The following is a 21,177-nucleotide window of genomic DNA, read 5'->3' as shown; positions in this document are numbered from 1 at the left end:
GCCGACCAGCACCTCCAGCCCACCGTCAACGGTAGTCAGGTGCTCCTCCAATGACGCCGCTGACTCTCGCCGAACCGCAGCGGCCAGCGACACTAGTCCCCGCGAGGAGTCGATGGGCTGGCCGGACTGGGTACGCAGCCGGTACATGAGGTCGGAGCCGGCCGGGTCCAGCTCGGCAAGTCGTACATCACGCGGCCACACGGCTGCTAGCACGTGTGCGGCGGTAGTGGCACCGGGCGAGCCCTTGGCGGAGGCGACGGACAGCAGCATTAGCTCTCCCCGATCGGCTGATCGGAAGCGGTAAGGACCACGGCAATACTCCCGCTTGCGTTAGCGGCCGCAAGCTTCGGCGCATCGGCACTGCTGACAATAAGCGACAGCACGCACCCGGATGTCCAGTCGTTGCTCGAGCCGGAGCTGGAGACCGCAGTCAGCACCTGAGCACTACCCACCGTGATTGAGCCGCCGTTGATGTCAACGACGTCCACCACATCCCCGGCAGCCAGCCCTCCGGCCGGGAAGCGCCCGCTCTCGAGCGAGACGCCTACAACTTGGCTGCCGGCCCCCGGTAGCGGCGACGTAAGCAGCTGGGAGGTGTCGAGCAGTTGCCCCTCGGCTATTTCAACGCGGGCGGTGTGCCCGATCACCTGCTCCGCCTGAGTCGCCTGAATAAGCGTGCCGAGCGTGGAAGACACCGGAGTCGATGCGAGGTCCTCGTCGGTAATCACTTGCCCCGCGCGTACCGTGCGAGCGGCAACCAGGACCTCGACTCGGTGGTCCGCACGAGTAGCCAGCAGGCCGGCGAGTAGTGCCCCACCTACGATGAGCAGCACTGCCAGCGCGGCCAGCAGCGGACGCCGTTCACGGGGCGCGGAGGGCAGGCGCGACGCCGCCTGCTCCCGCCGGGCGCGGGTGGACGACGAACCGCGCGCATCACGGTCGCGGCGCCGGGCGACGCGTCCATCCTGGGGTTGAGACATCTGTGGAACCTCGTGAGTAAGAACTGCTGGACAGCCGTACGGTACTCCCGAGACCGCCGGTTACGCCACGGCATCTTTCCAGGAATTTTTGAGGCAATGCCAACATCTCTAGCGAGCGGACACCCGTGGATCCGCAGAATCCAGCCGTACCCTCGGATCAGACACAGGGCCGACAAGCGCCCGCATATGGGTAGTTCTACCCAGGCAGCTTGCGCCGCAGGGCCAACCGTGGAAGTCTAAGGCGCGCCGGTACGCGAGCTTCGTCACGTACCCATCTCTGTCAAAACAGTGAGACAGTGATGTATCCGCACCTGAACCCTAGGAGTTATCCAGTGGCAACTACGACCGCAGACCTGGACACCCTCGAGGCGCTCTACAACACCCTAAAGGCCGATGTGGAGTCCGCCCACTCGATCCACTCGGACACGGACACCGCGCTGAACAACGCCAACTGGGAGAGCCCCAACGCGCAGTCCTTCCGTGAGGCCTGGGAGGAGTTCAAGCCCAAGCTGACCGCCTTCGAGGCCGTGCTGGCAGACGCCGCGACCGACGTGGCGCGCAACCACAACAACATCGCCGCCGCCAACGGCGTGACGGACGCTACAGACCTCGCGGACGTCGCCTCCTACGACGCCTAAGGCTGTCGGCGAGCCAAGGCGCGGGGTGGCCGACGCTCGGATTGCACGGTCCGGCGCGTCGGCCGCCCCACCTCAACCGCCCCTTCTCAAGGTCTGCACCATGCACTCCTTGTGATCCATACCCTCACCCTGCGGAGCTCTCAATGATGTCAAGCCACCCCGGCAAAGTCGGCGGGACAGGCACCCAGCCGCCATCAACCAACGCTCGCCGTCACCACCGCTTAGCAACAGGCCTACTAGTCATCCTCTTGGGCTGCACGCCGCTGGCGGCTTGTTCCTCGGGCTCGGACGAGAGCAGCCCGGGCATTCCTGCCTATGATCCGGTCGCTGCGGCCTCAGCAAGGGCCTCGGAGTCGGCCGCTGCCGCCGCGGCATCCTCCTCTGCTGCGGCCTCGGCGGAGGCGGCGGGTGTGGTGACCGCGGAGTCACTGTCCACCGACCGCTACATAGTGACCTCCATTCCCGAGGACCTGGACGCCCAGCAGACCGAGGTACTCAAGGCCTTCATCAACTACGACCAGGTCACCTGGAACATCTGGTTCACCGGCACCGGCGTCGAGAACGCCCAACCACTCATGACCGCAGAGGCATATCAGACTCTCAAAGACAACTACGAGCCTATCTCGGACGAAACCGTTGAAGGAAGCCTGCGAGTTGCGATTACCTCGGTGGCCGTAACCGCACCAGACCCGGCCAACAAGCATGCAGAAGTACGAGTCTGTAGCGATCATTCCGACCTGGTCGCATATGACGCCAACGGCAATGACGTCAGCAACCCTGAAACCCTCCAGGGCCGTTACGAATACATTTTTACTATGGTATACGAGGACGGCAGCTGGAAGGACTCCAACGAAGAGCTAATTTCATCCAACGAATGCGTGGCGTGAAGGATGCGGTCTACAAACTGGGCAACATCAATTTTTTGGGCTGCGACACTGTGCCTGGTCACGGTTCTGGCGACCACGCCAATAGCACAAGCCGATTATGGGCGCGATGCGAGCTCATCGTCTGGTTCGGCGTCTTCGGGCGAGGACGGCTCGGTGCAAATATCGGTTACCGCACAGTACACGCCCGCGGCATCGGATGGCTCTGGGGCAGGCGGAATAGCAGTGTCGTCGCAGACGGTGACAACTACGGTTCTTCCTGTGTGTTGGCACACCGAAGGGATGACCGGCGAAGAGCTGGCGGAGTGGATTGACTCCGGCAACATGCAGCGCACTATCACAAACCAGTATGGCATGCATCCCGACAACAAAGAAATGGACGAACATATCGCACGCTATCCGGACTATGAGTCCCACGCCGACGACACCGAGGGACACTGGTATTTCCCGATCTGCTCTTCGGGCCGCGTCCCAAATAATGATCTCAAGGTATTTTCACCCATAGCTGATGACTTCTTCGCGAACAACGGCCCGGTGTGGGTTCCTGCCGACGGGACTCCCCCGGACCCCGTGGTCGATGGAACGACCCTGGCACGGGCTGCCTGGGATGCAGTAACCATCCCCACAGCCACAATCGCTTACAACCCGACATACGGGGACATGCAGGCCACCATCGTGGGCTGGGACACCTGGGTGTGGGCCACGGGCGACACCCCCAAGGAGGTGACCGTGACCGCGACCGCAGGCCCAGTAACCGCCACCATCACTGGCACTGCCTCGATGCTGACTTTGCAGCCCAAGGACGGCACTGCCAAGTGCACGGGGTTCGGGGTCCCATGGAGTGAGGACAACGACTCCAGGGGAACGGACTGCAAGATCGTCTTCAACCGCTCCAGCGCCCACTTCAAGGACTCTGTGACGCCGGTGGACGTCAAGGTGTCCTACGCGATCGAGTACACGGCTTCTGATGGCGCCACCGGAACCATGGACACCCACACCACATCCACAACCACCACCATCCCGGTAGCCGAGATCCAGACGCTCAACACCAGACCAACCAAACAACCCTAGCTATTCTCGGACAGGTTACAAAGGCTTCCAGAGAGTCGCTATCGCTAGGTCGAATGAGTTTTGAAAGGAATGTTTGTCAATGTCTGGTCCGACCCCCAGCCCGTCGCCAGGGCCTGCGCCCTTCCCGGTGGATCAGTTGCCCACGACACCACCGGGGGATGGTGAAGACTATAACTACAAGAAGATCGCTTTGAAGAGGGTGGTTGACGCGCTTGAGCAGGCTCAGGATGATCTGGATGCGGATCCGGCCACCGAGGGTATGACTCCCAAGTCCACCCTGCTGACCCAGGGCCTGGGCGGAGAGGACTCCGTGTGGCAGTCCCCGCTGGCCGACACCATGCACGACACGCTGGTGGGGGTCATCGACTCCATGATCTCCAACGTGCGTAAGGCCACCGTAGAAGTCAGCAGAGACTGGGAGGGCGAGCCTACCTATGTTGACGAGGACGACTACCGTGCAAAGTGGGGCAGTGAGCAATGACTTACGTTTCGCTTGACGCCGACGGCGTCCAGGACATCATCGACAAGCTGACCGACTACAAGAACCAGTCCGAGACCAGCTGGGAGACGGTAACCAGCACCAACCGGATGCAGGACTATCCCGCGTCGCTGGCCGGACGCTCCAACACCGCTGGCAACCACGCTGACGCCCTGGATGACGAGGTCAAGTCCCTCAAGGCCCGCCTGGCTGCGGCCAAGGCCGCTAACGAGGGCGGTATCACTACCACTGCTGATGACGGCACTATCGCCTACTGGCTGCCCGAAGGCACCGAGGACACCGACGACAACGTCAAAACGCACAATCAGGTGGACAAGGTCAACCAGGCCCGCGCCGACGCCGAGAAGATGGTGGACTACTCCATCAACGGCTGCACCCCCGAGGAGTGGGACGAGCTCATCGGGCGCGTCCAGGCCAACCAGGATGACGCGGTCTACGCCAACACCATCCTGGCCAACATCGGACCCGGCCGCCTGCTGGACCTACCCGCCGACATCCAGGACCAATTGACCTTCACTCACCCACAGGGCATCAGCACCACTGAACGGCCTGATGCGGGTGAGGATCTGGCCGACGCTCTGGGCCACATGCTGGCTACTGCCTCCAGGACCTGGGACGATGCGAAGGCCGAGGCCTACGCCAACCGGCTGGTGGACTATGCCGAGGAGAAGGGCAAGAACCTGCGCATCGGTGCGCTGAACCAGATGCTCGCCGCTTCCCGACAGGCCGACATCGACTCCGACGGCACCCCTGAGGAAATCGGCCTGGACTACAACGACGTGTTCCTTGTCACCCTGGCCAGCCGACTGGAGGACTACAGCCCCGATCCTGGGAGCTTTCAGCCCCAGGGTCGGGACGCTTACAACAAAGAGTTCCCCATAGGCCCAACAGATAATCCGCTGGCCGGGGTGGTGCATGCCATGACCGGCAACCTCGACGCTGCCACCGAGTGGCTGGTCCCCAACCCGGACGGCACCACCACCCCAGTAAGCGCGAACGACTCTATTAAGCACGCCAAGCGCATACAGCAACTCATAGAACAGGGTCGGCTTCAGAATCAGAAATGGACTACCGACTGGGCGATGCTCGCCGACCGGATCGACCGGCTCTCCTCCCCCAGCATGGCAGACCCTGCCAGGCAGTACAAGGAGTCCGCCCGCGCCACCGCCACCTCCGGCATCCTCAACGGCCTCGGCTCCGGAGAGGACCCTCTGAGCCTGTCCCCCGACGCCCGCCGGTCCGTCGCCGCGGTCATGGCCCGCCACCCCCAAGGCGTAGACGCTTCCACCGAGAAAGGCAACGAGGGCGCGCCACTGGGCATCGGCTCCGGCTCTGACGGAGGGACCAGCTACTACCCGCTGTTCACCGACCGGGCGCTGACCAATCTCATCGGCCAGGTTTCCCTGGATGAGTGGGCCTCCACCACCCTGGGCGGCGCCATGACCGACTACCACACCCAGCAGCTCCAGGACGCCGTCAACCGGTACAACAACACCGGCGACGCTGCCGCCCTCCAGGAGGCCGTCAGGTCTCAGAGTCGCACCAACGCCTTCTTCGCCGGGGCCGCGGCCCACCAGCTGGTGGCCATGGCAGAGCAGACTGACTCCGCCCACGACGACGCAAACTCCGTCACTTCGTTCCTGGCCGGTCTCATACCCGTGGCCGGCTCAGTGCTGTCCCTCGGCGTCGACCTGGGCAAGCCCTTCGGTACCGACAACACCGACCAGGCCCGCAACCAGGCCGAAAAGATCGAGAGCACTGCGGCTGCCGCCAACAACCGCCAGCTCACCCTGGCGCTGCTCAACTCCGGCCTGTACAACGAAGAGGACCTTAAAGCCGTCCTAGAACGCGCCGACAACCTCGGTTACGTCCTGGACATTATCATCGATCAGGACGGAAACAACCTCACCCAGAACATGACCCCCGAGCAGCTGGCCGACTCCAACACCCGCATCGGCCTTTCCGAGGTCGGCAACAACCTCCAAAGCTCCACAAACCCGGATCTCAACAACCTAACCAAAACCAGAAAAGACGGGTTCGACGACGGCTGGGGCACCGCTAACCCCGACAGCAGCACCGCGCCTAGCCACACATGGGGCGAGGGCGAGACGGACGCGCAGGACGACGAGGACTAACAGAGCCCCACCACAACTAGCGCCACGTCGCAACCACCAGCGGAGAAAACCAAGCCATGCTTCCAACACCCACCAACCACCACAGGCGCAGGCCCGCAAACGGCAAGCGGCGCCGTCTCCTAGCACACCGCGCTGCCCCTACGATGCTCACAGCGCTTACGGCAGCGTGCCTGGCACTAGTCGGCTGCTCCCTAATACCCGGAAGCAACCAGGCCTCGCCCTCCGCGGCCCCGGCAACAGCAGTAGTCCCAACCACCGCCCCCACCGGAGAAGACGAGAAATACACCTGCCCCGGCATCCCCAACACAGCCCTGCACGCCATGTTCGGCCCAAACATCACCATCACCGCCTCAGACAAGAACATAACCACCGCCTCCGAGTGCCGCGCATATCATCCAGGCCGGGACAGAATGGTCTTCTACTCTGCGTTCTGGTACATCTACGACGAACGCGGCCCATGGGACCACGGATCACTAGCCTGGGGGCCGGAGGTGTCATCCTTCACCTTCGAAGGCATAGACGGGGAAGGCGAGGCCCGCACCTCCAGCCCCGGCGCCGAAACCGACTACGGCAGCACCGCGTTCACCTGCGGGGACCACTACCTCGCCCTGCGCATCGACCACGCCTCGGTCATGGCAGGCGACATGCGAGAAAACCTCATCGCCCTGACCCAATCAGCCCTCCCCTGGCTCTGCCAGAACCAACCCATCCCCGGACTAGACAAAACCATGGAACAAGCCCGCCCCTACTACGCCTACCCCACACCCCTACCCTCACCCACCCCCACAAGCACCCCAAACAACTGACACCACTAGCCCAGACAACCAGTGCAACCAATCCGCCAAGAGATACCACCCAATATGCGTCCCCAAGCGCCCACGACCAACCCGCCCCACCACAAGCTCGCTGCGTACTGTGCGACGTCCAGGGGCCTAGGGGCCTCATGACTAATACCCGGCATGCGAGACCCCAGCATCGCTGGCGATGACAGCCACACCGGCTGCCTCTACCTCCCGGCGCAGCGGCATAACCACCTGAGCCCAGGTGTGGCGGTACGCTGCCGCGGAAGAGCCGCATGATGGCGCACATGGGAGGCTATCCAGCGGGACACGATGCGGGCAGTGAAATCAGGGGCACCTAAGCGTGGCACGATAGGACACCCGCGCGGTACGTATCACCTATCGCGTCCCCGCACTCATCCAACAGATCCAAGACTGCAGCGCCAGCACTCTGGCGAGCCATTCCAAGAAGGAAGACAAGTGAAGAACGTTATCCGCAAACTCGCCGTCCTGCCCCTACTCGCCGTAGCCTCAGCAGGGCTGGCAGCCTGCTCCGACGCAGCCGAGACCGCGTCCAACAACATCTCCAAGGCATCAGACAACTTCGAGATCAACCGTCGCATCGTCTTCTTCAACGGCATCACGGACAAGTACCTTCTCGAGATAGAAGGGTACTGCTCCATCACCGCCGACAGCGAAGACAGCCAACTGGAGGTCATCTGCCTGGTCGGCAAGGACGAGGACGGCGGCTACCTGTTCAAGAAGCACTTCCTGGGTCTGTCTGACAACGTCACCTACTTCGTCGAGCAGACCGACGCCTCGGCTGCGGACCCGTTCCACTACCGTGTGGTGTACCGTCCCGAGACGATCATCCCGGACATCGACTTCCAGACCTCGGGTGGTAACACCTCTGCTTCTGGTGACGATGCTACTGACGCTGCGTCAGTGACCGAGGGCGGGGAGGAGTCAGCATCCAACCCGACCGGGGGCGCCACCCAGGACTCGACCCTGGACCGCGACGGCGATGTGACCGCGCCAGATGACGAGGACTGACAGGCGCCTCACAGGCTCTCGGGACTGCGCAGCCAAACGGCATCGGCGGGGCGCAGACCCGTGTAGCCGCGGTCGCGCACGCGTGCCGCGGCGAGAATACCGATCACGGTTGAGGGGTTGTGCAGCAGGCCGCGCATGACTGCCTCCACGGCGTCGTCGAAGCGCACCCAGGTGGGCTCGAACTCCGCCTCCTCGGCCTCGCGGACGGTCCGCGCGTCCTCCGGCAGCAGAGTCAGCTCGCGGGCCAGGAAGGTGCGTGCCCCCTCGGTCGTGAACCCCGGCGAGGCGTAGGAGTCGACCAGCACGTCCCAGCGCGCCGCCATGTAGTCGGTTTCCTCGGCCAGCTCACGCTGCGCTGCCGCCAGCGGTGACTCCCCAGGCACGTCAAGCAGCCCGGCTGGAATCTCCCACAGCATGGCCCGCACGGGGTGACGGTACTGGCGCACCATGAGGATCTCGGCGGCCGCATCCGCCTGGGAGGATTCACTTCCCTCCCGCAGTGCCACGACGTTCACGGCGTCATGGTGCGCAACCGTCTGACGCCGCACCGGGGCGAGCCCGTCTGCGAGTATCACGGCGTCATCGTCCACCGTGAAGATCGGCCCTGACCAGGCGCGCTCATGACTGACGACGCGACGCGTCAGGTCGTGGACATCCCTGAGCCGACTCGGCTGATTCACTGGTTTCTCTCCTTACGATTCGGTTTGTTTCAGCGGTGGGCGACGACGGCCTCCAGTTGGGCGGCCAGGTCGGTGCCGTGCGGCAGCCGCTCGGCCGCACGCCGGGCGCGTTCCCGCACGCGGTCACGGGCCTGTGCATCTCGCAGCAGCCCAGTAATCGCGTCCGCAAGCGCCTGCGGCTGCGGGGGCACCAGAATGGCGCCCCCACGGGCGGTGGCGGCGGTGCCGCCAACATCGGTAGCCACGATTGCTGCGCCTGCCTGCAGGGCCTCCTGGAGGGCGATCGGCTGGCCCTCCCAAAGGCTGGTTTGCACGACGACGTCGGCTGCCTCCATGAGCGCGGGCACATCCTCTCGCCGCCCCAGCAGGTTTACCGGCAGCGACTCGGCGCCGATACGGGCCTCGGCCGCGGCCCGTCCTGGTCCCTCACCGGCAACCGCCCAGGCCAGGTCCGGCGTCCTGCCGGAGCCATCCGCGGCCTGGGCGGCCACCAGCGCCGCGGCATCCAGCAGCAGCTCCAAGCCCTTCTGGGGCGCCAGCCGGGCGACGGTCAGTATGCGCCTGGGGGCGCCCCGCCAGGCCGATTCGACGGAGGAGGCGCGCGGCGCCAGGTTCTGTTCGTCTCGCCTCGGCGCAGGTATGACAGCGAGCTCGACCCGCTCGGCTCCGCGGTTGCGCTGGCGTTCGGCCAGATCCGGACTGACCGCAAGAATGTGGTCAGCGCGCGCTGCCACCAGCTGCTCCAGCCGGTTGCCGACGGCGGTAGTGAGCCGTCCGCCGATCGGCTGGTTATGGATGGTCACCACCAGGCGGGCACGGCCCGGGCGGCGCCTACCCAGGGCCAGCCCGGCCAGGGCCCCGGCACGCACCCCGTGAGCGTGGATGACATCAGCGCGGCGCCCGAGCCGACGCAGCCTGGCGATTACCGCTCCGTCGCCGGGAGTGGGACGCGCTCCGATCGTGAGGGGCTCGGTGCGGGCACACCCGAAGTCGGCTCCGGCGATCACCTCAGCAGGAGCCTCCACAATCACGTCATGGCCCGCCTGGGCCAGGATTCGGGCGCACTCGGCTACGTGGGCGCGCATGCCGCCAGCAGCGCTGCCCGACACCTCCATGATGCGCAAGCGGTCCGAGTTGGCCCGTGCTCCTGGCCGCTCGGCGTCTTCCACGTATGAGTTCATCTCATCTCCTGTGACTCTTGCTCACCCGCAGCGGCGCGGCCGTGCGCCCTGGGACGAGCACGCCGACGCCGCAGTGCCGTCAGCATCTCCCGGTCCGCCACAAGTATGGCGGCACCGGTGGCGGCGGCAGTCACCACCGCCCCGGCGGCTCCCGCCGCCACCCCGCCGACAACACCTGCCGGCTGACGGCTGAGCCAGTTGCAGGCCCCTCCGAGCACGGCGGCCACTGGCACCGTTACCGCCAGTACACGCGCCGTCGGCGCCAGCACCCGTATTTCCATGCGACCCGCCAGTGCCACCAGCAGCCCGGCCCCGGCCACGCACATCCCGGCAGTCGTGCCCAGGGCCAGCGCCTTGAGCGTGGCCACCCCGTCGCCGCCGTGCGGAGCGAGCAGCCGCACCGCTACCCATGATGCGAGGGCGACCGTGATCCAGCCGGCGGCAGCGGCGCATGCGGCTCCCCGGGCCCGATCCGCGGCGTACAGCGCACGAGTGACCTGATAGATGAGTGCATAACCCACCAGGCCCGGCGCCAGCAGGGCCAGAGCGGTGCCCATGCCTTCGACGTCCGCCAGCAGGGAGAAGAAGCGTTCGGCACTGTCCGCCGCGGCGAATAGCATTCCGGCCCCTCCCACGGCCACGCCTGTCACCAGCGCGGTAGAGCGGGCCGTAAGCAGGCGGGCGTCGTCATCCCCCCCGCCCCGCGTGAAGGCAGCGGCGAGCCGGGGGTAGATCACGGTGGCCACCGGCACCACCAGCACAGCGTACGGCAACACGTAGACAGCCTGCGTGTACTGGTATACGGCCACTGTCCCGGTACTCCCGCCCGCCCGGGCGAGTGCAAGTACCGCCACGACGCTGAGCTGCTGGGCGAGCAGAGTCCATACCCCGGCGCTGCCCAGGCGCAGTGCCTTCGCCGCGGTCCCGCGCCCCAGGCGCAGGGTTGGCCGCAGCCGCACCCCCAGCCGGTGCACGGGCCACAACAAAGGCAGTGACAGGGCCGCAACCCCGAGCGTCGTCCCCCAACCAAGCACCTGCAGGGCCACCGGGGAGCCCGTATCCGCGCCGGTGCTCAGCAACCCGTACACAGCGTAGGTGGCCATAACCACCAGGCTGGAAAGAACGGGTGTCAACGCCGGCCAGGTGAAGCGGCCGTGTGCCTGGAGCACGCCGGTCAATACCACGCCGATCCCGTAAAGAGGAACCTGTAGGGCGAACATGCGCAGGAAGGACGCCACCAGGTCGCGCTGAATACCGGGATCGACGCCCTGCGAGGCCGGGAACCATCCGGCAAGCATGTCGGCACAAACCGCCAGGAAGAGCGCCAGCGGAGTAAGTACCACCAGCACCAGCCCCAGCAGTGCGGAGGTGGTGCGTGAGACCTCGCCTTCGCGGTGTGCACCAACCGGGCCGGCCAGAAGGGGAACCACTGTGGCGGCCAGCGCCCCGCCAACCACCACCTCGTACAGTACGTTGGGTATCTGGTTGGCGGTGGCGTAGGCGCCGGCTACGGTCCCGGCGCCTACGGTGGTGGCCTGTACGATCCAGCGCAGGAAGCCGAGCGCCCGCGAAACCAGGGTCAGTCCGGCAACGCCGCCGGCCGCCCCCAGGGCTGCATGTCCCCTGCTACCGGACGTGTCGGATCGTGGGGCCCCGGAGTCATTACGCACTGTGGTGGGCACGGTCGCGGAGGCTGATGCGGACGGAGGCGTCACGGGGGCCGGGCGGTTCACGGAGCACGGCGCCCGATACGGTCAACGGCGGAAAGGATGCGGTTGCCCTCGATGACCCGCGTGAAGGAGACCTTCTCACTGGCCAGAACCAGCCCTGTCCCGGTAATCGCGGCCACTACGCGCAGGGTGCGGCTCGGGTGCGCGGCCAGGGCGGTTCCCACCAGGGCTCCCAGCGCGTTGGCGCCGGTGTCGCCCAGCATGGTGACCTCTCCCAGGTCTCCCGGCAGTGCCGCAGCAGCCGCGCCCAGGGCACCCGCGGCGAAAACACGACTGGAGGCAGCCTCCCGGCGCTCATCGGCCAGCAGCGGTGCGCTGGCCAGTACCGCTGCCTTGAGTGCGCGCCCGGGACGCAGATCCAGCAGGTTGTGAAGATTGGCCCAGGAGGCGATCACGACGGCGCTGTTAGCCGCGTCAGCCACCGCCTGCGCTGTATCCGCATGCTTCCTGGTGGTGGCTAGCAGCCCGCCGGCTACCAGTGCGCCGCCGCCGATAATGGCTACCTTCAACACGCCGGTGGTCAGGTGGCCGCGACGCAGGGCTGTCAGGTGCCCCTTCAGCCCTTTGGCGGGCGTGCCGCCGTCGTGAGCACCAGCATCTAAGTCGTCAATCAGGCCGGCGGCGCCCGCGGCCGTCACCGCCGTGACGGCCGCAATCGCGGCATTGGCTCCAGCCGGCTCGGTGGGCCGGTGCAGGAGCCGCTCTGAGCAGGCGCCTGCGGCCGTGGCTCCGACTGCAACGCCGACGCCTCCGCGCAGGCTGACGGCGCGGCCGTGGAAGTTCGTGCGTTCAAGGCGCCGCTCCCGGCGGTCCGCGCGTCCCAGGGCCGCGGAGGCCGCCGCAGCGGCAAGCGCGGAAGCCAGGGATGCCACCACCGCGCTGCGGGCTGTGGCAGCGCTTCCCGGCGGCACGATGGGCGTCATGGCTGCAAGCCTAGTCGGCGTCAGCGGGAGACGGGCGGGATAATCGCGTCGGCGCCGGCGTCGAACCCGTAATTCCCCACGGTTCCCGCGGCTGTGGCGGCGAGCGCAAGCGGGGTAGACACTGCGGCAGTGGCCTGGCCCACGGAGTCCACCGTGGTCACGGGAGACTGCGCGGTGCGCAAAACGGAGACGATGTCCGCCTGCGCGTCGGCCGCGCCGACGACGACGGTCGTGGCTGCGGACGCCACCCCTGTCAGTGCTGCGGTCCAGGCGGCGGAGTCCTGCTCGGCCGTGGCTGCGGCAGTCGGCTCGCTCCCGTCGGGGGAGGCAGCAGTACGCGGACCTACAACAACGATCATGCTGGCCGCGCCGGACAGCTGCGCATCCACGGTGACCAGGGGGGTGTCGGATGCTGTCAGCAGTTCCATCAGGGCGGTGGCGTTGTCTCCCTCGGTGGTCAGTGCCTCGGCCAGGCCCTGGCCGAGGACGGCATTGCCGTCTGCCGCAGTGCTCTCCAGGTAGGGAGCGAACTGGCCGGAGTAGGTCGAGCGGAAGGACTCCCGGGAGACTTCGGCCCACGCCGCAGTTAGGGTGACCCGGCCCGTAACCGTGGCGCCGGCGGTCTCGATCTCGGTGATGATGTCGTCAATGTCTCCGCCCTCAGCACCAGGCATGACCACCATGGCCACGCGCTGGTCCTTCAAGGTGTCGGGGAGCAGGGACTCACCGACGGCCGTGATGTACTCGTCGCGGTCGTTTACGGCCGTCTCCGTCTGCTCCAGCCGGGACTGGAGGTCATTCCGATCTGCCCGTAGGGAGGTGACCTGGTCATTCAGGGCGGTACCGAGTGAGTTCTGCAGCGGTCCGGCCCCCAGGACGACTCCTACGGCGAGGGCGAGGAAGACGGAGATGAGCGAGACCAGGTGGTAACGGAAGTCGATCATGAAGAGTCCTGTACTTGCTCAGACGGAGGGTGTGCTAGGGGTAAGTCCCACCAGGGACCGGAAGAAGTTGACCAGGTCGTCCCAGACTGCCCCCGACAGCCCGAGGAAGGTCTGGCCCCCCGGGGTGGAGGCGAGGGCCACGAGCAGGGCAACCAGCCCAGCCAGGGCCAGCAGCCCCAGTTGCCAGCCGGAGATACGCGCCCGGTACAAGCGGGACACGCCCTTGGCGTCGATCAGGCGCCCGCCCACCTTCAGCCGGGTCAGGAAGGTGGAGGACATGCCGGCGCGTCCCTTGTCGAGGAATTCCAGCAAGGTTGCGTGCGTACCCAGGGCGACGATGAGCTCGGCACCGGCCTCGTCGGCGATCAGCATGGCGATGTCCTCACTGGTGCCGGTGGCGGCGAACACGGTGTGCTCCACCCCCAGGTCCTCAACGCGTTTCAGGCCCGGCGCGCGCCCGTCCCGGTAGGCGTGGACAATGACCTCGGCACCGGATTCCAGGGCCTTGTCAGACACGGAATCCATGTCACCGACGATCATGTCGGGCTTGAGACCCGCTTCAAGGACCGCGTCGGCACCGCCGTCCACGCCGATGATGACGGGCTTGTACTCGCGAATGTAGGGCTTGAGCGCCTTGAGGTCCTCTTTGTAGGAGTAGCCGCGAACGACGACGAGCACGTGCTTGCCGCTGATTGCCGTGCGTATGTCCGGCATACCCACCCCGTTGAGGAGCAGGTCGCGTTCACCCCGCATGTACTCCATGGTGTTGGCGGCGAAGGCCTCCAGCTGCACCGCAAGCCCCTCCCGGGCGGCCTCCATGAGCGCGTCGATGCTCTCCCGCGTCTGAATGGTGCCCTCGGCAAGGGCAGCAGCGTGATCGGGCCTGTCCGCACTGCCGGACTTGCCGGCCCCGCCTGCCTCATTGCCGTGCCCGTGGCCGCGCCGGTGGTGAGCGCGTCCCTCCACCTGAACGCTGCCCGCGTGCTCGGAGTCGGCGTCCAGGTCAACGGTGACACGCTGCCCGTCATGTAGCCGCATGATGTCCGGACCAAGGTCGTCGATCAGCGGGATGCCCGCATCGATGAGAATGCCCGGGCCGAGGTTGGGGTAGCGGCCGGACACTGAGGGGGCTGCGTTCAGGACGGCCATTGGCTTGCACTCCACCAGCGCCTCGGCCGCCACGCGGTCAAGGTCAACGTGGTCGATCACGGCGATCTCACCGGGCTGGAGCCGTTTGGTGAGTTTCTTGGTGCGCGCGTCCACCCGGACCATGCCGCTGGGACGGTCCGGCGCCGGCTGGGCCTGCTTGCGGAGCGAAAACGGGAGCCTCACGACTGGGATTGTGCCATGCGGGCCTCGTCGATCAGCTCAGCGGCATGCCGAAGAGCGGATTCTGAGTCATCATGGCCGGAGAGCATGCGGGCGAGCTCCCGGACCCTGGCGTCCCCGGTGACAGCCAGGACGCGGGTTCGTACCGTCGGCAGGTTGTCCCCGGCATGCTGAGGTGCGGGAGCGTCTCCCGCAGCATCGGGGCCCCTCTCCTTGCGTACCACGAGTTGCGTATCCGCCCATGCAGCAACCTGGGCCAAGTGAGTTACTACCACCACCTGGTGGCTACGGGCGAGCCTGGCAAGACGGCGTCCTATCTCCCTGGCTGCGCGGCCACCCACGCCGGCATCAATTTCATCGAATATGAAGGTACGGCGGTGATGCGCCGAGTCCCTGGCCGGGTCATCGTGCTCCGCCTCATCTAAGGCGGCCTCGGCGAGGACCACTTCCAGGGCCAGCATGATCCGGGACAGCTCACCCCCGGAAGCGCCCTTGCCCAAAGGCAGTGCCGGTGCACCGGGGTGGGAGACGAGCAGCAGGGAAACGGTTTCAGCGCCGGTGGGACCGAGCTCCTCTAGCGGCTCCAAGTCGACTACGAGCCGCGCATCCTTCATCTCCAGCCCCGCCAGCTCCGCATTGACTGCCTGCTGCAGGCGCTCGGCCAGGCCATGCCGAGCGGCTGAGAGCTCGGTGGCAAGGTCCTCCAGCACAGCTTGCGCACCGGCGAGGTCCTCGGTCAGCTCGGTAGCGGCACTATGTGATCCTTCTAGCTCCTCTAGGCGGGCGGCGGCTGCCTCGCCCCAGGCGAGCATGGAGTCCACGTCGTCGAGAGCAGCGCTGGGACCGCCGATCTCACGGCAGGCACGCGCGAGTTCTGCGCGGCGTTCCTGTACCCACGCCAGGCGGGCCGGGTCGGCGTCGAGCGAGGCAAGGTATGCGGACAGCTCCCCGGCAAGATCCGCGCTAACGATGCCCAACCGATGCAGGCGCTGACCGATCTGCGTGAGGGCCGGGTCGACGTCGGCGACCCGGGCCAGGGCCCGTTCGGCAGCGGCGATCAGAGCCGTCACGTCAGCAACCTCGGGACTAGCCGTATCCTCATCGCCGGCCAGGGCGGTGCGGGTAATGGTGGCGGCACGGCGCAGGTCCTCCGCATGGTCCAGGCGTTCGGCCTCAGCGGTCAGGGCGGTGTCCTCCCCCGGCTGTGGGGCGAGCTTCTCCAACTGCTCCAACCAACGGCGCAGGTCCTCGGCCTCGGCGCGGCGTGCCTGAGCTCCGGCATGCCACTGCTCCAAGGCGGCTGCCGCAGCATTTCTGGCCTGATAGGCCTCGGCGTAGCGGCGGCACAGGGCAGCGTGGCGGGGGCCGCCGAGGCCATCGAGCGCCGCACGCCCGGCGGAGGCAGAGCGCAGCCGCAACTGATCCGCTTGCCCGTGCACGGAGACCAGACGCGCACCAACATCTGCCAGCACGGTCGAGGGTACTGCCCGGCCGCCGAGGTGGGCACGCGAGCGGCCCGAGGCGGGAACGGTACGCGAGGCAAGCAGCAAGTCGTCGTCGATTTCCGCGCCGGCGTCCGCCGCACGTGATGCGGCACGCGAGTACGGCGAGAGGACAAACGCTCCCTCGACCAGGGCCCGGTCGGCGCCGGCGCGGACCACGGTCGCCTCCGCGCGCTGCCCCAGTAGCAGTCCCAGCGAGGTGAGCACCATCGTTTTTCCGGCGCCAGTCTCCCCGGTCAGGGCGGTCAGTCCCGGGCTGAGCTGGAGGTCGGCCGTCTCTATGACACCGAGGTTCTCAATGTGCAGGGATTCAATCACTGCGTATCGCCGTCCTGCCCGGGGAGCGTTGCCGGGACCTCCGCGGTACGCCACCCCTGGACGGGCAGATCGAACTTGCGTACCAGGCGCGTGGCGAAGGGTGCGGTGTTCAAGCGTGCCAAGCGCACTGGGCGGTCCGCACGAGTGACGCTGATGCGTGATCCCGTCGGAGCATCGAGGCAGCGGCGCCCATCGCACCACACTTCTGCTCCACCGAACCCGGCGTGGTAGATGACCACCTCCAGGCGTGAGTTGGGACTTACCACGAGCGGTCGGGTGAATAGCGCGTGCGCGGACAGCGGCACCAGCAGGAGCGCCTCGACTTCGGGCCAGATGACCGGGCCGCCTCCGGAGTATGCGTAAGCGGTGGATCCGGTGGGCGTGGCCATCACCAGTCCGTCGCAGCCGAAGGAGGAGACGGCCTGGCCGTCAACCCCGACGGCTACCTCGACCATGCGGGCGCGGTCCCGCTTCTCCAAGGCCGCCTCATTCAGGGCCCAGTCCCGGCTCACCGATCCGTCGGGGGCCTGCACCTCCACCTCAATGGTCATCCGGGTATCAACCACGTACCTGCCGGCCACGAGATCCGCCACTACCTGCTCGACGGCGTCGGGATCGGCCTCGGCGAGAAAACCCACGTGCCCGGTGTTGATACCGAGCAGCGGCACGTCGCGCTCACGGGCGACTTCGCTGGCACGCAGAATGGTGCCGTCTCCACCCATGACCAGCACCAGGTCGACGTCGCCCTCGAATCCGGGCTCGACGGGTTCGACGCCGTGCGCACGCAAAGCCGCCTCCGCCCGCGCTACCGCGGTGGCGGTGGGCGCGGCCCTGCGATGGGGCGGTACCGGTTTGTCGTTGAGGTCACGCTGTAGGACCATGACGCGCCGTAGGCGCGGCTGGTCCGCTGCGGCGCCGACTGCGGCGGGCCCGTCCGTGGGTGAGGCGGGGAGTGCGGCGGAGCCGCCAGCGCCTGAGTCAGCGGTCGTCCCGGGGATGACTCGGGTCTTCATGTTCGCCTCCTTCCGTGCGTCGGCTGCGGTCGCTGCTGCGTCCTGCGGGTCCTGCCGCGACTGCCTGACGCACCTCGTGCCTTAGCGCAGCTCCCGCCAGGTCCGCCGACGAGTCGGCTTGCCCGGCATGCATGTTCACAAAGTACTCGACATTGCCCGCCGGCCCGGGTAGCGGCGACGCGGTGACCGCATCGATTCCGAGTCCCAGGCGGTGGGCGCAGCTGCACACATTCAGCACCGACTCGATGTGTAGGTCGGGGTCGCGGACCACTCCCCCGTGGCCGAGGCGCTGTCTGCCGACCTCGAACTGGGGCTTGACCATTAGCAGCAGGTCCGCGTCAGGCGCGGCTGCGGCAACCAGCGCGGGCAGCACTGTGGTCAGCGAGATGAAGGACAGGTCGCCGACGACGAGTGCGGGCGCCGGGGCAACCGCCCCCGGGTCGAGTGTGCGCACATTTGTGCGTTCCAGCACAGTGACACGCGGATCGTTGCGTAGGGACCAGGCGAGCTGACCGTAACCGACATCCACCGCAACCACATGCGCGGCACCCCGGCGCAGCAGCACATCCGTGAAGCCTCCGGTGGAGGCGCCGGCGTCAAGGCACCGACGACCGGCGATAGGCGGCGCCAGTCCGCGCTCGGCGAGGGAGTCGAGTGCGCCTGCGAGCTTGTAGGCGCCGCGTGATACGTAGTCATCCCCGTCCGGGGCGGTCACCTCGATCGCCTGCGCCGGATTGACCTGACGGGCGGGTTTGAGCACGGGCACGCCGTCGACACTCACTCGGCCGTCAGCAATTAGGCGGGCGGCGTGGGCACGTGAATGCGCCAGTCCTCGCCGGACCAGCTCGGAGTCGATGCGGATAAGTCGTGCCATGCCGTGAGGATCCCGGTTCTGCTCTCAGATCTGGGTCTGGCGCAATTGGCCGGCGAGCCCATCGTGGATAGCTGCCAGTCCGGCCGCGCGCTCTTCAAGCGGCAGGCCGGCGAGCGCCTCCAGGTGTGCCGCCAAGTCCGGCGCGGGACCAGGCGCCTGCACGGGCTGCGGCCCCGGCTTGGGTGTGGCCGCCTTCGGGAGACTCTTACCAGACGTTGTTCTTCCTAATTGTTCAGTCTTTTAATTCTGTGCGACTTACGCTAGAAATAGTTCGCGCGAATCGTGTTCCTAAGCGGTGACGTTAAGCTCTGGCACGTTCAAGCCGTCGGCGCGGCCCGAGTGTGCATCGGTGTACTCCCAGAACGCGCAGGCGAGGGCTCGGTAGGCGTCAAGGCTGACCGTGGCGGAGTCGGCGTCCAGGAATCCGACTCCCTGGCCCTCCGCGCCCGCGGAGGTCACGTGCCACCGCTGCTCCCCGACCTGCCACCAGGCCTCGCCGTCAATGACGGTGCGCTTTGGCTCGGGATGGGGCTGCAGCAGTCCGCGCAGGTCAGTGTGCAGGAAGGTGGGACGCTCCTCGGGCGCTGCCAGCAGCACGTCGCGAGCTGTGCTGACTCCTGTGAGCACATGCAGTCCGGGGATTTCCGCCGCCCGGGCTCCGACGTGGTCGGTGTTGAGGCGGTCCCCCACTGCAAGCGGCCTGGATCCGCCTGCCCGGCGCAGCGCTCGTTGGTAGATGCCGGGGAAGGGCTTGCCTCCTGCCAGTGGCTCCTGCCCCGATGCATTGGCGACCGCTGCGACGAGGCTGCCGTTGCCGAGCGCGAAGCCGCGCTCGGTTGGCAGAGTCGCATCTAAGTTCGTGGCGACGTGCAGTGCCCCGTTTGTGATCGCGTACAGTCCCTCTGACATCATCGCCCAGTCCACGGCGGCGTCCCAGCCCTGTACGACGGCCGCCGGGGAGTCCTGTGCGCCGGCGACAACCGTGAATCCCTCATCAGTCAGTGCCTGTCGCAGACCCTCTCCGCCGATGACGAATACCGGGGCGCCGTCGGGCACGTGCTCATGTAGCAGGGCCGCGGCGTCCATCGCTGCGGAGAACACCTCACCGGGTGAGGCGTCGATATCATTCGCCGCGAGCTTGTCCACCACCGCTTGTGGGGCGCGGGAGGCATTGTTCGTCACAAAGACGAGTTGCATCCCTAGCCCACGCGCACCGTTGGCGCCTTCCGCTGCATGGGGGATCCGGGCGTCCCCGGCGAAGCAGACTCCGTCAAGGTCCAGTAGGGCTACATCGAAGGCCGCGGCCAAGGGCTGGTCACAGCCGCTCATAAAAGCGGGATGGCTGCCTTCAGCGCTGGTGGTGGACTGGTTAGCCATGCTGCTCCGTCCAGTTATCGACCTGCGCGTCGTCCGTGAGGCTACTGGACGCTGCCTGCGCCGCACCGACCTCACCGGCGGACTCCGCCGGGGTGCCGTCGTCATTACCGTCCCGATCCTCCGGGCTCGTCTCCAGCCCGGCATCGGGCGAAGTCGGTTCTGCGGCACGGGACTCCTGCTCGTAGTCGTCCTCGATGTCGTAGACCTCGACCGGCTCGACCGGCGCTTCATCATCCTTCAGTCCGATGCGCTCCCGGATCTTGTCCGCCTCCTCTGTACGGCCGAGCTCCTCCAGGCGATCTGCGCGTACGGAGTGCAGTCGACGCAGAGTCTCACGGTCACCACGGAACATCATGATCGCCTCTTCGATCACGACGAGCCCGAGCTCGCTCTGCCCCATGTCGTGGCGGATCCCCGAGACCACCATGGCGATCTCCGCCTCTTCCAGGTCGTCGAGCTGCTTGGGATCGGCTTGCTGCGCAACCTTCAGCGCCTGGTTGTAGCGGCCGAGCGCACGCTCGCAGTCGGCCTCTATCGCGCGGTGCAGGTCCAGGCCAGACAGTCTCCTGGCGGCCCGGATTTCCCGCAGCGCGTCGTTGTAGTGGCCAGCCAGGTACGCGGCGATGCCAGCCGACTCGCGCACCACCGCGACCCTGCCGGCGTGAGACGCCGCATAACGGGCGTGCTGATAGGCCAGCTCGGGATCCGAATCCAGTAGGCGCTGCACCATGACCAGGTGCCGTGCGACGTTCTCCGCGTTCGCCCGGCCTAGCGCGCGCAGCTCGCGCCGCGCTGACGCCTCCAGGTTTTGCGGCTGTACCTCTGCCGGCACCGGAGGCTCAGGCACGCGCGTACGTTGCGGAGGACGAGAGTCTGCGCCCCGCCGACGCTCGGCCCCGGCCCGGTCCGAGCCGAACCTGCGCCCGCTGCCGCGGCGCCCACCGCCGAGGCTGTGCTCATCCCTGCGTGAGTGGTCCCGCCTACCCAATCGGCTGGAGCCTGCGCGACCGTTGCCTGAGCGCTCATCATCACGCCTGCGGAACCCGTGTCGGTCCTCGCCCCTACCGTGTGAGCCCCGCTGACCGGAGCGTCCATCACGCCTGTCGTAAGCCATGCTTCTGCTTTCTACCCGTACACCAAGTGCTGTTACGTCTGTCGACTCTCCAACAGCCTACCTGGCGGCGGTATCGGTTGTGTGTGTGGTTGTGGGTGGGTGGGTGTGCCGGCGGTGTCCTACTCTCCCGCCCGCCTGTCGGGGGCAGTACCA

Annotated in this window: 19 protein-coding genes and 1 pseudogene; 7 read left to right on the top strand and 13 right to left on the bottom strand. The window is 66.8% G+C overall.

The genetic code is table 11. The features are described 5' to 3' along the window. Together GZ997_RS04000 and GZ997_RS03995 are read right to left on the bottom strand one after the other, a co-directional pair. Positions 1-270 (bottom strand): annotated as a pseudogene (locus GZ997_RS04000) (hypothetical protein); the annotation flags it as partial. Beyond that, the gene (locus GZ997_RS03995; protein WP_161923907.1) at positions 270-980 is read right to left on the bottom strand and encodes an SAF domain-containing protein; all 711 of its coding nucleotides are present in this window, start codon (positions 978-980) and stop codon (positions 270-272) included. The pseudogene GZ997_RS04000 and the gene GZ997_RS03995, both read right to left, overlap by 1 nt. A gap of 332 nt (positions 981-1,312) precedes the next feature. Between GZ997_RS03995 and GZ997_RS03990 the strand changes: the two genes are divergently transcribed. The 7 genes from GZ997_RS03990 to GZ997_RS03960 all read left to right on the top strand — a co-directional run bounded on the left by GZ997_RS03990 (position 1,313) and on the right by GZ997_RS03960 (position 8,039). Continuing rightward, positions 1,313-1,618, top strand: coding sequence for a hypothetical protein (locus tag GZ997_RS03990; RefSeq protein WP_237564314.1), 306 nt, complete (start codon positions 1,313-1,315; stop codon positions 1,616-1,618). Positions 1,619-2,031: 413 nt separating this feature from the next. Next, the gene (locus GZ997_RS03985; RefSeq protein WP_162678943.1) at positions 2,032-2,505 is read left to right on the top strand and encodes a hypothetical protein; all 474 of its coding nucleotides are present in this window, start codon (positions 2,032-2,034) and stop codon (positions 2,503-2,505) included. 279 nt (positions 2,506-2,784) lie between these two features. Further along, positions 2,785-3,573 carry a hypothetical protein gene (locus tag GZ997_RS12630; RefSeq protein ID WP_238994244.1) on the top strand — a complete coding sequence of 263 codons (789 nt, stop codon included), beginning with the start codon at positions 2,785-2,787 and terminating at the stop codon, positions 3,571-3,573. Positions 3,574-3,709: 136 nt separating this feature from the next. Next, positions 3,710-4,054: a hypothetical protein gene (locus GZ997_RS03975; RefSeq protein WP_162678942.1), complete on the top strand. Its 345-nt coding sequence runs from the start codon at positions 3,710-3,712 to the stop codon at positions 4,052-4,054. Continuing rightward, on the top strand, positions 4,051-6,207 hold the full coding sequence (locus GZ997_RS03970) for a DUF6571 family protein (RefSeq protein WP_161923904.1): 2,157 nt from the start codon (positions 4,051-4,053) through the stop codon (positions 6,205-6,207). The genes GZ997_RS03975 and GZ997_RS03970 overlap by 4 nt, the downstream gene beginning before the upstream one ends. Positions 6,208-6,263: 56 nt before the next feature. After that, a complete protein-coding gene (locus GZ997_RS12390; protein ID WP_203233974.1) occupies positions 6,264-7,013 on the top strand; it encodes a hypothetical protein in 750 nt (249 codons plus the stop codon). Positions 7,014-7,466: 453 nt separating this feature from the next. Beyond that, a complete protein-coding gene (locus tag GZ997_RS03960) occupies positions 7,467-8,039 on the top strand; it encodes a hypothetical protein (protein WP_203233973.1) in 573 nt (190 codons plus the stop codon). Between the two features lie 8 nt (positions 8,040-8,047). On the opposite strand, the gene GZ997_RS03955 is transcribed toward GZ997_RS03960, so the two are convergent. The 11 genes from GZ997_RS03955 to GZ997_RS03905 all read right to left on the bottom strand — a co-directional run bounded on the left by GZ997_RS03955 (position 8,048) and on the right by GZ997_RS03905 (position 20,640). After that, on the bottom strand, positions 8,048-8,719 hold the full coding sequence (locus GZ997_RS03955; RefSeq protein ID WP_162678941.1) for an NUDIX hydrolase: 672 nt from the start codon (positions 8,717-8,719) through the stop codon (positions 8,048-8,050). Positions 8,720-8,748: 29 nt separating this feature from the next. Continuing rightward, positions 8,749-9,900 (bottom strand): glycosyltransferase family 4 protein, encoded by a 1,152-nt coding sequence (locus GZ997_RS03950; protein WP_161923902.1) that lies wholly within the window; start codon positions 9,898-9,900, stop codon positions 8,749-8,751. Continuing rightward, on the bottom strand, positions 9,897-11,510 hold the full coding sequence (locus tag GZ997_RS03945) for a lipid II flippase MurJ (protein ID WP_162678947.1): 1,614 nt from the start codon (positions 11,508-11,510) through the stop codon (positions 9,897-9,899). Before GZ997_RS03945 ends, GZ997_RS03950 begins: the two co-directional genes overlap by 4 nt. 119 nt (positions 11,511-11,629) lie before the next feature. After that, positions 11,630-12,553, bottom strand: coding sequence for a hypothetical protein (locus GZ997_RS03940; RefSeq protein WP_203233972.1), 924 nt, complete (start codon positions 12,551-12,553; stop codon positions 11,630-11,632). A gap of 20 nt (positions 12,554-12,573) precedes the next feature. Further along, a complete protein-coding gene (locus GZ997_RS03935) occupies positions 12,574-13,497 on the bottom strand; it encodes a copper transporter (RefSeq protein WP_162678940.1) in 924 nt (307 codons plus the stop codon). 18 nt (positions 13,498-13,515) lie between these two features. Further along, complete coding sequence (steA, locus tag GZ997_RS03930; protein ID WP_162678939.1) at positions 13,516-14,829, bottom strand: putative cytokinetic ring protein SteA; 1,314 nt, start codon at positions 14,827-14,829, stop codon at positions 13,516-13,518. After that, positions 14,826-16,646, bottom strand: a complete 1,821-nt coding sequence (gene recN / locus GZ997_RS03925; RefSeq protein WP_162678938.1) for a DNA repair protein RecN — start codon at positions 16,644-16,646, stop codon at positions 14,826-14,828. The genes steA and recN overlap by 4 nt, the downstream gene beginning before the upstream one ends. Then, positions 16,643-17,527, bottom strand: coding sequence for an NAD kinase (locus GZ997_RS03920; RefSeq protein WP_161925301.1), 885 nt, complete (start codon positions 17,525-17,527; stop codon positions 16,643-16,645). The genes recN and GZ997_RS03920 overlap by 4 nt, the downstream gene beginning before the upstream one ends. A gap of 97 nt (positions 17,528-17,624) precedes the next feature. After that, a complete protein-coding gene (locus GZ997_RS03915; protein ID WP_162678937.1) occupies positions 17,625-18,533 on the bottom strand; it encodes a TlyA family RNA methyltransferase in 909 nt (302 codons plus the stop codon). 288 nt (positions 18,534-18,821) lie between these two features. Beyond that, entirely contained in the window at positions 18,822-19,910 is a 1,089-nt protein-coding gene (locus tag GZ997_RS03910) for an HAD hydrolase-like protein (RefSeq protein WP_162678936.1), read from the bottom strand. Further along, entirely contained in the window at positions 19,903-20,640 is a 738-nt protein-coding gene (locus tag GZ997_RS03905) for a hypothetical protein (RefSeq protein ID WP_238994245.1), read from the bottom strand. Before GZ997_RS03905 ends, GZ997_RS03910 begins: the two co-directional genes overlap by 8 nt. Positions 20,641-21,177 lie beyond the last annotated feature (537 nt).

This window comes from Actinomyces sp. 565, from assembly GCF_010365615.1.
Taxonomy (GTDB): Bacteria; Actinomycetota; Actinomycetes; order Actinomycetales; family Actinomycetaceae; genus Actinomyces.
Note: the sequence above shows the minus strand (reverse complement) of the source record. Positions and strands in the feature narration are given on the sequence as shown.

Excerpts from the sequence above, each read along its gene's own strand:
- GZ997_RS03995 (WP_161923907.1), bottom strand. The coding sequence starts at position 980 with ATGTCTCAACCCCAGGATGGACGCGTCGCCCGGCGCCGCGACCGTGAT.
- GZ997_RS12630 (WP_238994244.1), top strand. The coding sequence starts at position 2,785 with ATGACCGGCGAAGAGCTGGCGGAGTGGATTGACTCCGGCAACATGCAG.
- GZ997_RS03970 (WP_161923904.1), top strand. The coding sequence starts at position 4,051 with ATGACTTACGTTTCGCTTGACGCCGACGGCGTCCAGGACATCATCGAC.
- GZ997_RS12390 (WP_203233974.1), top strand. The coding sequence starts at position 6,264 with ATGCTTCCAACACCCACCAACCACCACAGGCGCAGGCCCGCAAACGGC.
- GZ997_RS03950 (WP_161923902.1), bottom strand. The coding sequence starts at position 9,900 with ATGAACTCATACGTGGAAGACGCCGAGCGGCCAGGAGCACGGGCCAAC.
- GZ997_RS03940 (WP_203233972.1), bottom strand. The coding sequence starts at position 12,553 with ATGACGCCCATCGTGCCGCCGGGAAGCGCTGCCACAGCCCGCAGCGCG.
- GZ997_RS03935 (WP_162678940.1), bottom strand. The coding sequence starts at position 13,497 with ATGATCGACTTCCGTTACCACCTGGTCTCGCTCATCTCCGTCTTCCTC.
- GZ997_RS03920 (WP_161925301.1), bottom strand. The coding sequence starts at position 17,527 with ATGGTCCTACAGCGTGACCTCAACGACAAACCGGTACCGCCCCATCGC.
- GZ997_RS03915 (WP_162678937.1), bottom strand. The coding sequence starts at position 18,533 with ATGGCACGACTTATCCGCATCGACTCCGAGCTGGTCCGGCGAGGACTG.
- GZ997_RS03910 (WP_162678936.1), bottom strand. The coding sequence starts at position 19,910 with ATGGCTAACCAGTCCACCACCAGCGCTGAAGGCAGCCATCCCGCTTTT.
- GZ997_RS03905 (WP_238994245.1), bottom strand. The coding sequence starts at position 20,640 with ATGGTGCAGCGCCTACTGGATTCGGATCCCGAGCTGGCCTATCAGCAC.